Genomic DNA, 11,335 nt, shown 5'->3' on the forward strand with positions numbered 1-11,335 from the left:
ATGATGATCCTGCTACTGCCAGTCGCGGTCATGATTCTGATTCTGCTAAGCGGTTTGCTGGCGGCGTCCGAAACTGCGATCTTTTCGCTCACCCGCCTCGAACACACGCGCGAGCAACTCGGCACTTCGGTGCAGAATGCGATCGAACGATTGATGCGCCAGCCGCTTGAATCGCTGGTGGTCGTGATCGGATTGAATGAGGCGTGCAACATTTTTGCCGAATGCCTCGCCACGATTTTTCTGCTTGCCTGGCTCGGCGACAGGCTCGGTCCCTACGTCGCCGCGCCCACGATGTTCCTGATTGTCTTGCTGTTCTGCGATATCACGCCCAAGACTTTCGCGCTCGGATTTCCGGGAGTGATCGCGTGGCTCACGGCCCGTCCATTGGCGGTGCTGGTCAATTTGGTTCAGCCCGTCGCGCGCCTCTTCGCGCCGGTCGAGGCAGCGCCGAAGCCGGAACCGGTTTCGGAGGCGGAGTTCAAGGCGTTGCTGAGGCTCGGCGAGGATCAGGGCCAGGTTCAGCCGGAGGAGCGCGCGCTGATTCATCGGATTTTCGATTTCGGGGCGCGCCGCGCGTCCGAGGTGATGACGCCGCGCGACCGGATTTTCACGATCGATATCGAAACGCCAGCGGCGCAACTGGTTTCTGAAATCGCCCACGAGAGTTTCTCGCGCGTGCCGGTCTATCGCAGCAGTCCGGACAACATCATTGGCATCCTGCACGCCAAGGATCTGGTGGCGCGGCGTCTCGAAGCCGCTCCGCCGCGGATCGAGCGCCTGGTGCGTCCCGCGTATTTCATTCCGCCCGGCAAGGCGCTCGCCGATTTGTTCGACGAGATGCGCCGCGGGCATTTTCAGATTGCGCTGGTGGTCAACGAGTACGGACGCCTGTTCGGCCTGGTGACGCTCGAAGATCTGCTCGAGGAATTGTTCGGCGAGATTCGCGACGAGTTCGATCTCGAAATTCCGGACCTGACCCGGATCACCGATCGCGAATGGACCGTGTCGGGCGCGATTTCGCTCGGCAAACTCGCCGACGCGGTCGCGCCGGCGCGAATTATCGACGTTTACGGCGGCGGCAAAACCTTGAGCAGCCTGATCCTGCGGCGCCTCGGCCGCGTGCCGCGCGCCGGCGAGAAACTCAAGCTCGGCGAATTCAACGTGACGGTCGAGCGCGTGCGCGGCGCCGCCGTCGAGCTCGCGAGGCTCCAGCAATGACCGGGATTGTGCTGATACTCGCGCTGCTCGTGTGCCTCCTGGTGCAGGCATTTTTCGCGGCGTCTGAAATTGCGCTGGTCTCCGCCGACGACTTCAAGTTGCGCGCCGAAAGCGAGACCGGCGACCAGCGATCGACCGTGCTCGGCACTATGCTCATAAATCGCGATCGGCTGCTGGCCTTGACCCTGTCCGGCACCAATCTCGCCACCGTCGTCTCGGCGGTGCTGCTGACCAACTACCTGCATCGCCTCGGCCCCCATCTCGATTACCTCGCGCCCTTTATTCTGACGCCGCTGGTGCTGCTGCTTGGCGAGTCGATTCCAAAATTGCTCGCGCTCAGAAATCCTCATCGCTTCGCGCGACTCGCCGCGCGCCCGCTGCGATTTCTCTCGACTCTGCTGGCGCCGTTCCTGATCGCCGCGACGTTGATGAGCCGGATGCTGCGGCGTCTCGCCGGAGTGCCGCGCGATACCGAAAGCGTATTCTTCAGCCGCGACGATCTTGCGCGATTGATGCGCCGCCGCCACTCCGATTCCCACGCGCCCTCGCACGACGCCATCCTGCCCGCCGAGCAGCAGATGATCAGCCGGCTGTTCCGCTTTTCGCGCGCCGACGCGCGCAAGGCGATGGTGCCGTTGGTGCGCGTGGACGCGGTGCCGGAGGAAACCACGCTCGCGTCCGCGATTGAAACCGTGCGCCGCGAGGGCTTCAGCCGCATTCCTGTCTTTCGCCACCGCATCACGGATATCGTCGGCGTCATTCACGTCTTTGATTTGTTGCAGGCGCCAGATTTGACCCGCCCGGTCAGCGACGTGATGCGCCCGGTCAGTTATTTCCCCGAGTCGATGCCGCTCGATGAAGCGTTGGTGGCGATGCAGCGCACCGGGGAAAATCTCGCCGTAATCGTCGATGAGTACGGCGGTTCCGCCGGCATCCTCACGCTGGAAGATCTGCTCGAGGAAATCGTCGGCGAGATCGAGGACGAGCACGATCTCGGCGAGGAGCTCGCCAAGGTGGTGAACGCGCGCGTCATCTCGGTGATGGGCCGGGCGCCGATCGCCGAACTCAACGATCACTTCGGCCTCAAACTGCCGGAAGCGGACGAGTATGCTACCATCGGCGGACTGGTGGTGGAGCAGCTCGGCCATATTCCCAAGCCTGGTGAAAAATTGAGTATCGGCGATCTGATCATTACCGTCACGCGCAGTGACGCTCGCGCCGTTCGCGAATTGATGGTCACGCTGACCAATCCACTGCGCGCCGAACTCATGAAGCGACGATGACCGAGAAGCGGATTCGCGAAATTCTCGACGGCGTGGCGGCGGGCCAACTCTCGGCCAGCGCGGCCCTCAAAAATCTGCGCGATTTGCCGTTCCAGGATCTCGGATTCGCCAAGCTCGATCGCCATCGCAGCCTCAGGCGCGGCGTGCCCGAAGCGGTTTACGGCGAAGGCAAAACCGCCGGGCAGTTGGCGATCATCGGCCAACGCCTGGCCGATTCCGGCAACAACCTGATCATCACGCGGCTCTCCGCCGACAAGGCGAGCGCGATCAAGCGCAAGCTGCGCGGCCTCGAGTATCACGCCGGCGCGCGCGTTGGCGCGCTGATCAAGGATCGCGTCGAGCCGTCGGGACATGGCGCGATCATGGTCGTCAGCGCCGGCACCTCCGATCTGCCGGTCGCCGAGGAAGCGGCGCTGTGCGCGGAACTGTTCGGCAATCGCGTCGAGCGTGTGTACGACGTCGGCGTCGCCGGCCTGCATCGGCTGACGCATCACCTCGACCTGATTCGCGCGGCGAGCGTGCTGATCGTCGTCGCCGGGATGGAAGGCGCGCTGCCGTCGGTAGTCGCGGGATTGATCGATAAGCCGGTGATCGCGGTGCCGACCAGCGTCGGCTATGGCGCGTCGTTCGGCGGAATCGCGGCGCTGCTCGGGATGCTAAATTCGTGCGCCAGCGGCGTCACGGTGGTGAATATCGACAATGGCTTCGGCGCGGCGCTGGCCGCGACCCTGATGAACCGCGTGGGAATTGCGCGCGATCTGCTCTGATGCCGAAGCGGACCTCACTCACCAGCGGCCGCGCGCGGCGCGCGATGAAGATGGGCGAACTCGCCTCGCAAGTGGGCTCCAGCTACTTGTGGAATCAATTGCGGCGGCCTTTTCTGAGCGCGCCCGCGCGCGAGCGCGAACTGCTCGAAACGCACATCCGCAACGCGCGCCGCGTCGTCGAAGGCTCGCAGCAACTGCGCGGCGCGTTCATGAAGCTCATCCAGATGCTCTCGATGCGCCAGGATTTGCTGCCCGGCGAGGCGCTCGACGTGCTGCGCGCGACGCAATCGAACGTCCCGCCGATGAGCTACTCGACCATCTCCGAGCAGATTCTCCGCGAAATCGGCAAACGTCCCGAAGCGCTGTTCAGGAGTTTCGATCAGACCGCATTCGCCGCCGCATCGCTCGGCCAGGTGCATCGCGCGATCACCCGCGACGGTATCGAAGTCGCCGTGAAGGTTCAGTATCCCGGCGTCGAGGATACCGTCGAGCAGGATCTCGGCAATCTGAAACTGTTGCTGCGAACGCTGCAGGCGCTCGGGCATGACGTGATGCGCCAGGAAATCGACACGGGTGCGATCTACAAGGAACTCGAGCAGCGGCTGCGCGAGGAACTCGATTACGTGAACGAAGCGCGCAACATGACCGAATTCAAGCGCCGCCTCGAAGACGACGATGAGATCGTTATCCCGCGCTGCCTGAAGGAGTTGAGTTCCCGCCGCGTGCTTACGATGACCTACGTCGATGGCTATCCGCTCGCCGACGTGATGGGCGATGGGGTCGATCTCGAACTGCGCGAATGGGTCGCGCACAAGATGCACGCTTTTGCGTGGCGGCAGATCCTCGAGTTCGGCGTGCTGCACACCGATTTCCATCCGGGCAATTATGTGGTCAGCCATCATCCGCGGATGGGCGTGCTCGATTTCGGGTCGATTCGGCGCTTTCCGGAGCCGGTGCGCAAAGCCAATCTGCAGGTCGCCCGCGCGATCGTCAGCGGCGACGACAAGTTGCTCGCCGCCGGCATGATCAAGCTTGGCTACCTCGATCGCGAGCAGGATCCGGCGCCGATGGTCGAGGTGATCCATATCCTGTTCGAGCCGATGATGACTGATCGCGACTTCGATCCGCTGGAATACGATGCGGTCGCGAAAGCATCGAAGGTCGGCGAAATCGCGCTCGGCAATCGCCTTTACAAATCGCCTGCGCATAGCGTGTTCCTGATTCGCGCGCTGATCGGGCTTGAAGGAATCACCCGCGGTCTCGGCGTCAAAACCAACTATCGTCGAATCTTCAAGCAGTGCATCGATCGGATTCCAAAATGAGTTCGGCCGCGGCGGTTCGCGAATCCACGCTGCTCGACGCGCTCGAACGCCATCGCGATCATCGCTTCCGCCGCGTCCCGTCGCGGCGCGTCACCGGCGAAAAAAGCGCGCTCAGATTTATCGACGAAGTCGGATTCTGCACCGGCTTCACCGCCGGCATGGACCTGCCGTGTCTGCGCGAGGCGATCGCCGGCGCGCGCGAACCCGCGATGCCCGAGCATATTCAACACGACTACGCGATCGGGATGGCGTGGCGAATCAAGGACGCGCTGCCGGAGCGCCGGCTGGTTTACTACGGCAAAGTAATTTCCGGCCGCCCCGGCTTCGTCTCGCGCGATTTGCTGGCCGCTTTTCTCAAGCTTCGCGTCGAGCCCGGCGGCCATCGAAAAATCTACGCGCGCGGCGGACTCTCGCAATGCGCCAAACTCGTGATGGACGTGCTCGCAAAACGCGGCGCCGCCGAGACCCGGGTACTCAAGCTCTCGTGCGGATTCGCGCAACCGTCGCGGCGAGCGGAATTCGATCGCGCGATGCGCGAGTTGCAGGAAAAGTTTCTCGCGCTCAAGGTCGAAGAACGCTACGAACCGTTCAGCTATGTCTGGGACACGCTCGAGCATCGATGGCCCGACGCGATCGCCGAGGCGCGTTCGCTGACTCGCAACCAGGCCGCGTACGCGATCGTGCGGCGCTACTTCGAAATCGCCGCCTATGGCGCCGAGCGCGCAATTGCGCGCACGTTGGGTATCGATGGGTCGTTGATCGAGAGCGCCGCTCGGCGTCTCGAGCGCGAAGGGATCCTCAAGCGCGGCGTGCGGATCGATGGCCACACCGGCCCAGTCACTCTCCTCGCGCGATTCCTCGACTGAAAGTTTCGCTTGTCGCGAGCCGCAGTTCCGATCTAAACCAGAATTACAATCGGCGATTCGAAGCGAGACATTCGCAATCGGAGGAAGTTATGCCACTCGACCCGCAAGTCAAAACCTTGATGGATCAAATCGCGGCGCTGAACGGGCCCAAACTGCATACACTGTCCGCAGCCGACGCGCGCCGCGTCTCAGGCGGCATGTTCAAACTTCCCGCCGACCGGCTCGAGCAAGTACACAAGATCGAAAATCGCAAAATTCCGGCACCCGCCGGCTCGATTCCGATTCGCGTTTACACGCCCGAAGGCCCCGGACCGTTTCCGGTACTGGTTTTTTTCCACGGCGGCGGATGGGTCATCTGCGATCTCGATTCGCACGATGCGCCCTGCCGATTGCTAACCAACAAGGCCGGATGCGTAACGGTGTCGGTCGATTATCGCCGCGCGCCGGAGAATAAATTTCCGGCCGGCGTCGAAGATTGCTTCGCCGCGACGAAATGGGTCGCCGAACACGCGAGCGAACTCAACGTCGATCCGAATCGGCTGGCGGTCGGCGGCGACAGCGCGGGCGGCAATTTGTCGGCCGTGATCGCGCAGCTCGCGCGCGACGCCGGCGGCCCGAAGATCGCTTTTCAGTTGCTGATATATCCCGCAACCGAGGCCGAACTCGATACTCAGTCGCACAAGATGTTCACCGATTATTTTCTCACCACGGACGACATCCTGTGGTTCTGGGCGCATTACTTGCGCGGCCCCGCCGATCGCAAGGATCCGCGCGTCGCGCCCGCGCTCGCGAAGAGCTTCAAGGGCCTTCCGCCTGCGCTGATCATCACCGCCGAGTTCGATCCGCTGCGCGACGAGGGCGAGGCCTATGGCGAAAAACTTCGCAAAGCCGGCGTGCCCGTCACCGTGTCGCGCTACCAGGGGATGGTGCACGGATTCGTCTCGATGTACGACGCGCTGGACAAGGGCAAGCAGGCGATCGACGAGTCGGCGGCGGCGCTCCGCAAAGTATTCAGCAGGTAAGCGTCACCACTGCTCGTAATGCACTGCGCGGCGTTCGTAGCCGGCGCCGCGCAACAGATCGCGCAGTGCGGTGACGATCTTGCCGACGCCGCAGATGTAGAACTGGCGCGTGCGATCGGCGTCGGCATCCACCCAGCGTCGCTGCGCAAGTTCGAACAATCGATCCTCGATCGATTCCGACGGCGCGATCACCGGCTCGAACGTGAAGTCACGCTGGCTTTGCGCAAACGCGTCGAGTTCAGTTCGATAAAGGAGGTGCTCTTCATCCGGCGCCGCGTAAATCAGATGCATTTTCGGGATCGATTCCGACGCGAGCGCGCGTTTCAGCATCGGCCGGATCGGAGCGATCGCGGTGCCTTCCGCGATCAAGCCGACTTCGACTGGCGGCGCCTTTTCCATCGTGAAGGCGCCGAACGGGCCCGCGAATTCGAACGTATCGCCGACGCGCCGCTCGAATAGCCACGCGACGCCGCGCCCGCCAGGCACGCGGTTGAAGCAAATCTCGAAGCTCGCGCCCTCCCCGGGACTCGACGCGATCGTGTACGGCCGCGTGCGAACTTCGTCACCCAGCGGGATCGTGATCGAAATGAAATGACCCGGTGCAAATCGGAGCCGCGCTCCATCGACGCGCGCGAGAAACAGCGATCGCGTGTCGGAGGCGTGATCGAAAATTCGCTCCACGCGCGCCATCAGCTTCGCGCGGCCCCCCGCCGGCTGCGCGCCGCTCATTCCTCGACCGCCTCACTGACCTGGTTGATCGTGTAGCGCGGAATCAGCACGGTGATTTCCGCGTCAGGATCTTCGATCACCGCCTGGCATCCGAGCCGCGAGCTCGGCGTCAGTCCCGGCGCCTTGTCGAGCAAGTCCTCTTCCTGTTCGCTCGCCTCGCCCAGCTTGTTGAAGCCCTGCTTGACGATCACGTGACAGGTCGTGCAGGCGCAATTGCCGCCGCAAGCGTGCTCGAGATGCAGCTTGTGGCCGAGCATCACGTCGAGGATCGAGCCGGGTTTGCCGTCATGATGAAACGGCGCTTTCGCCGGATCGAACTCGATAACGCGCTCAGGGTCGCCGTTCTCGTACTGAATTCGCAGTTTAGCCATTTCGGATCTGTACAGTTCACAGTATTAGTTGCGCGGAGATGGCGAAACTGTGTCTCCCGTCAGGTCGATTTTGCAGTTGCACTTTCGCCCGATTTTCGCCATCATGGTTCCTTGCTAACGGCGCGCGCGCCAAGGGGGAACTCTACAGTGGCGACACTAACCAAGCGGCAAAAGCAATTAATCGACTACCTCAATCAATATATCAGCGATCACGGGTACGCTCCGACTCTGGCGGAAGTCGGCGCGTACTTCGGATTGTCCTCGCTCGCGACGGTGCATAAGCATCTGCACAATCTCGAGAAGAAGGGCTTCATCACCCGCAAGCACAATCACAGCCGCGCGCTCGAAGTCGCCGCCGCGGAACGCCCTCCTGAGTCGAGGGTGCTGAAACTGCTGGGCACGGTTGCCGCCGGCGCTCCGATCGAGGCGATCGAGGGCAGCGAGACGATCGCCGTGCCGGACGAATTCATCCGCCACGACAATACGTTCTGCCTGCGCGTGAAGGGCGACTCGATGATCGAAGACGGAATTCGTGATGGCGACTATATCATCGTCGAAGGGCGCGACACGGCCGACAATGGCGAGACGGTGGTGGCGTTGATCGGCGATGAAGCGACGGTCAAGAAGTTCTACCGCGAGTCAGGCGGCCAGATTCGCTTGCAGCCGGCGAACTCTGCAATGCAGCCCATCATGGTCGGCGAAGGCGACCTCGCGATTCGCGGCGTCGTCGTCGGCCTGATGCGCCACTACCGCTGAGTTGTTTTCGATTTCGCTTGCGACGCCGAGAGAGTTGCGTCACTTGCTGACCCGTACCCTGCCCTAGAGCGCGCGAATAGGACAGCGCGGCGACTGCCCCTGCAACGGTATGGTCACAAGAAAAGTAGATCCCTCTCTGAGCACCGAATGCACCCTGACGGTCCCATTCAGCGCGATCGCATTGCGCCGCACCACCGCGAGCCCGAGACCCATCCCGCGATGAGCTCGCTCGCTCGTATTCGAAAGCTGCGAGCATACGTCGAATGCTTGCGCGATCGACGCAGCGTCCATGCCCGGTCCGGTGTCGCTAACCCTGATCTCGAGGATTGGCTCGTGTTCGCCCGACGTCCCGCAACTGATCGATATTGTCACGGTACCTCTGGCGGTGAATTTGATTCCATTCAGCGCGAGGTTCATCAGGATCGCCTTGATTGCGTGGCGGCTTGACCGAAAGACAGTGGGCGACCGCTCCAGATCAAAGATTACCTTGAGGCCCTTGTCGCTGTTCGCCGCATCAAGCGCTGGCGTGAGTTCCGCGACTAGTTCGCGGATCCTGATCTCTTCGTTGGTCCATCGCTCGGTGTGTTCGTCGGCCGCGAATTCCATCACGTTCTCGACTGTCTGCGCGAGGTCGAGCGCGTTGACGTTCATCCGCTCGAAGATGTGCTTCTGGCGTTCGTCCAGGGAATCCGCCAGCTCATCGCATATGATGTCGAGGTAGCCCAACAGAACCTGCATCGGTGAGCGTAGTTCGTGGGCGAGATTTGCGAGCGCCTCCAGCCGCAAGCCGTGGTCCCACGGATGCGGCGGATTCAGTTCGAATGAGGGTTGCAGACCACTATAGCAGCGCGCATCGTCGCTCTCTGGCACATTGACGAAATTCGACACGGTCGCCTCTCTTTCGTCGCGCCCGCAATCACCTCCGCTCCATCTTTCGCATCACACCCCAGAAATGCGAACCAACGACTACCTACGATAGGGTGCGCCCCGATGTGTCTCTATTGGGAAAACCGCCCGAACGAGGGGGAAAAAGTACCTAGTTTGCGTCTGAAGAAGTCCTAGCCGATTCTCCGGCTCGGCTGGATTCTGACACACTTTATGTCGCGCTCGGCATTTCTCCGAGCGCGATCTTTCTCTCAACTTTCCTTGCGCGCCGCAAATTCCCGTTTGCTCGAGGCCAGCAACTCCGGCTCCGCCAGCAGATCGTAAGCCGTCATTGCCATCGCCTTCGCCACCCGCATCATCGCCGCGTAGCCGTGCTCGGAATCGGCGTGCTTGACGAATGCGTCTTCGTGGCAATTGCCTTCGCCCCGTTTCGAGATCGCAAAGACGGGATGAATCGCCGGCATCACGTGGCTCACGTCGCCCATGTCGGTGCTGCCGGTCGGCATGTCTTCGGGCGCCTCGGGGCATCGTACGCCGAGCGCCTCGGTATGCGCCGAGTAGCGGCTGGCGATGCTCATATTGTTGATCATGTTTTTGTAGCCGCCCTCGATTTCATGCGCGAGTCGCGTACCGGTCGCCATCGCCGCCGCTTCGCCGCATCGAATCACCCGCGCGCCGATCTCATGTGCGTAGCGGCTGGTGCGCGCGCGCGCCAGGAACAGGCACTCGGTCTTTTCCGGCACGATATTCACCGCCTGTCCGCCGTTGGTGATGATGCCGTGCAGGCGCGAGCCGTCGCGCAGATGCAGCCGCATCGCATCGACGCTCTGAAAAGTCTGGATAACCGCTGCGAGCGCACTCGATCCGTCCCATGGTGCGGCGGCCGCGTGAGCCGCGCGTCCGTGGAACGTTAACTTCAGATGCTGCGTGGCGAGCGCCGGCATCGTGCTGAACTCGACGTCCGTGGGATGCGCCATCATGGCCGCATCGACGCCGTTCAGCGCGCCCTTGTCGATCAGCGTGATTTTTCCGCCGCCGCCTTCCTCGGCCGGCGTGCCCAGAAATACGATTCGCCCGGGCAGTTTGCCGGCGATGTTCTTGAGTCCCTGCACCGCGGCGAGAGCCGCGCCCGCGATCAGATTGTGTCCGCACGAATGCCCATTCGGCAGCGCGTCGTACTCGGCGAGAATCGCGATTGTAGGTCCCTGATTGCCGAACTCGGCGCGGAACGCGGTCTTGAGCCCGCCGACGCCGCGCTGCATCTCGAGGCCCAGTTCGGCGCCCGCGCGGGTCAGCAAATCGGCGGCGTAATGCTCCTCGAACTTGAGCTCGGGATGCTCATGAATCTCATGGCTCAGCGCGACGACCCGGTCGCGGTAGCTATCGATCGCGCGGCAAATCTCGGCATGTGCGTCCATTGGAATTCTCCAGCGGCTGGTGCGCCAGACGCTCAACTAGCACCGCTCGCGCCGATTATCCAAGCCAGAAAAGATCGCGTCGGAGTCCGATGATAGACGCGAGGAGCACCGCGAGGGAGCGCAATCTCCGCTTGAATGCGGATGCTATGCGTTTAGTTCGTCGAGCAGTGACTTCGCGTCTTTCAGGTCGGCGGTGTCGAAGCCCTCGGTGAACCAGCCGTAGATTTCCGCGAGCATCGCGCGCGCTTCCTCACTGCGGCCGGTATCGCGGAGCAATCGTGCGAGGCAGGTCGTCGCGCGAAGCTGCGGAGGCTTTGCACCATAGCCGGCGGATTTTCCGCTTTACATTTTGAGCAGAGTTTGACGAGCGCATTCCCGCACTGCGCGCAGAATTTATTGGTCGAGGGATTGTTGGTCGCGCATTTCGAGCAGCGCATCGATGCACCCCCGGGCAACCAAACGAACGGACCTTCTTGTATCACCCACCGCCCGAAACGAGCTAGCGTGCCGCCATGTCATTTGGCGGCGGATCGAGAATTCGGATTGGTGGGTTAGGCGGAAACGGACAACTGGACCGCGCCGAACGATCTCAACGGCGGCCCAGCTCAACACATTCTTTACGGACGGATTCGAGTCGGCGGCATCGTCAGCATCTCGGGCACCGGCTCGCCCTTTTCGATTTTGCCTTGCGCGTACTC

Annotated in this window: 11 protein-coding genes and 1 pseudogene; 7 read left to right on the forward strand and 5 right to left on the reverse strand. The window is 62.3% G+C overall.

The annotated features are described in order from the left end of the window. The 6 genes from Q7S58_RS21630 to Q7S58_RS21655 all read left to right on the forward strand — a co-directional run bounded on the left by Q7S58_RS21630 (position 1) and on the right by Q7S58_RS21655 (position 6,478). Positions 1–1,218, forward strand: a complete 1,218-nt coding sequence (locus Q7S58_RS21630) for a hemolysin family protein (protein ID WP_304830924.1) — start codon at positions 1–3, stop codon at positions 1,216–1,218. Beyond that, on the forward strand, positions 1,215–2,501 hold the full coding sequence (locus Q7S58_RS21635) for a hemolysin family protein (protein WP_304830926.1): 1,287 nt from the start codon (positions 1,215–1,217) through the stop codon (positions 2,499–2,501). The genes Q7S58_RS21630 and Q7S58_RS21635 overlap by 4 nt, the downstream gene beginning before the upstream one ends. Further along, positions 2,498–3,268, forward strand: a complete 771-nt coding sequence (larB, locus tag Q7S58_RS21640) for a nickel pincer cofactor biosynthesis protein LarB (protein WP_304830928.1) — start codon at positions 2,498–2,500, stop codon at positions 3,266–3,268. Before Q7S58_RS21635 ends, larB begins: the two co-directional genes overlap by 4 nt. Continuing rightward, entirely contained in the window at positions 3,268–4,590 is a 1,323-nt protein-coding gene (locus Q7S58_RS21645; protein WP_304830930.1) for an AarF/ABC1/UbiB kinase family protein, read from the forward strand. Before larB ends, Q7S58_RS21645 begins: the two co-directional genes overlap by 1 nt. Further along, positions 4,587–5,456 carry a hypothetical protein gene (locus tag Q7S58_RS21650; protein ID WP_304830932.1) on the forward strand — a complete coding sequence of 290 codons (870 nt, stop codon included), beginning with the start codon at positions 4,587–4,589 and terminating at the stop codon, positions 5,454–5,456. The genes Q7S58_RS21645 and Q7S58_RS21650 overlap by 4 nt, the downstream gene beginning before the upstream one ends. Positions 5,457–5,545: 89 nt before the next feature. Further along, the gene (locus Q7S58_RS21655) at positions 5,546–6,478 is read left to right on the forward strand and encodes an alpha/beta hydrolase (protein ID WP_304830934.1); all 933 of its coding nucleotides are present in this window, start codon (positions 5,546–5,548) and stop codon (positions 6,476–6,478) included. Between the two features lie 3 nt (positions 6,479–6,481). Here the strand turns inward: Q7S58_RS21655 and Q7S58_RS21660 are convergent, their stop codons facing one another. Continuing rightward, positions 6,482–7,207 carry a ferredoxin--NADP reductase gene (locus Q7S58_RS21660; RefSeq protein WP_304830937.1) on the reverse strand — a complete coding sequence of 242 codons (726 nt, stop codon included), beginning with the start codon at positions 7,205–7,207 and terminating at the stop codon, positions 6,482–6,484. Next, on the reverse strand, positions 7,204–7,578 hold the full coding sequence (locus tag Q7S58_RS21665; protein WP_304830938.1) for a 2Fe-2S iron-sulfur cluster-binding protein: 375 nt from the start codon (positions 7,576–7,578) through the stop codon (positions 7,204–7,206). Before Q7S58_RS21665 ends, Q7S58_RS21660 begins: the two co-directional genes overlap by 4 nt. Positions 7,579–7,725: 147 nt before the next feature. Here Q7S58_RS21665 and lexA point away from each other — a divergent pair, with 147 nt between their 5' ends. After that, a complete protein-coding gene (gene lexA, locus Q7S58_RS21670) occupies positions 7,726–8,334 on the forward strand; it encodes a transcriptional repressor LexA (protein WP_304830940.1) in 609 nt (202 codons plus the stop codon). Positions 8,335–8,397: 63 nt separating this feature from the next. Here lexA and Q7S58_RS21675 read toward each other — a convergent pair whose 3' ends face one another. The 3 genes and pseudogenes from Q7S58_RS21675 to Q7S58_RS22395 all read right to left on the reverse strand — a co-directional run. After that, entirely contained in the window at positions 8,398–9,222 is an 825-nt protein-coding gene (locus Q7S58_RS21675; RefSeq protein WP_304830942.1) for a HAMP domain-containing sensor histidine kinase, read from the reverse strand. Between the two features lie 248 nt (positions 9,223–9,470). After that, positions 9,471–10,637, reverse strand: coding sequence for a M20 family metallopeptidase (locus tag Q7S58_RS21680; protein WP_304830944.1), 1,167 nt, complete (start codon positions 10,635–10,637; stop codon positions 9,471–9,473). Between the two features lie 338 nt (positions 10,638–10,975). Further along, positions 10,976–11,074: pseudogene (locus tag Q7S58_RS22395) on the reverse strand (zinc ribbon domain-containing protein); the annotation flags it as partial. Positions 11,075–11,335 lie beyond the last annotated feature (261 nt).

Origin of the sequence: Candidatus Binatus sp. (assembly GCF_030646925.1) — a bacterium.
Classification (GTDB): Bacteria; Desulfobacterota; Binatia; order Binatales; family Binataceae; genus Binatus.

What these genes read in the sequence shown, in the direction of transcription:
- Q7S58_RS21630 (WP_304830924.1), top strand. Translation starts at nt 1, where the DNA reads ATGATGATCCTGCTACTGCCAGTCGCGGTCATGATTCTGATTCTGCTA.
- Q7S58_RS21635 (WP_304830926.1), top strand. Translation starts at nt 1,215, where the DNA reads ATGACCGGGATTGTGCTGATACTCGCGCTGCTCGTGTGCCTCCTGGTG.
- larB (WP_304830928.1), top strand. Translation starts at nt 2,498, where the DNA reads ATGACCGAGAAGCGGATTCGCGAAATTCTCGACGGCGTGGCGGCGGGC.
- Q7S58_RS21645 (WP_304830930.1), top strand. Translation starts at nt 3,268, where the DNA reads ATGCCGAAGCGGACCTCACTCACCAGCGGCCGCGCGCGGCGCGCGATG.
- Q7S58_RS21650 (WP_304830932.1), top strand. Translation starts at nt 4,587, where the DNA reads ATGAGTTCGGCCGCGGCGGTTCGCGAATCCACGCTGCTCGACGCGCTC.
- Q7S58_RS21655 (WP_304830934.1), top strand. Translation starts at nt 5,546, where the DNA reads ATGCCACTCGACCCGCAAGTCAAAACCTTGATGGATCAAATCGCGGCG.
- Q7S58_RS21660 (WP_304830937.1), bottom strand. Translation starts at nt 7,207, where the DNA reads ATGAGCGGCGCGCAGCCGGCGGGGGGCCGCGCGAAGCTGATGGCGCGC.
- Q7S58_RS21665 (WP_304830938.1), bottom strand. Translation starts at nt 7,578, where the DNA reads ATGGCTAAACTGCGAATTCAGTACGAGAACGGCGACCCTGAGCGCGTT.
- Q7S58_RS21680 (WP_304830944.1), bottom strand. Translation starts at nt 10,637, where the DNA reads ATGGACGCACATGCCGAGATTTGCCGCGCGATCGATAGCTACCGCGAC.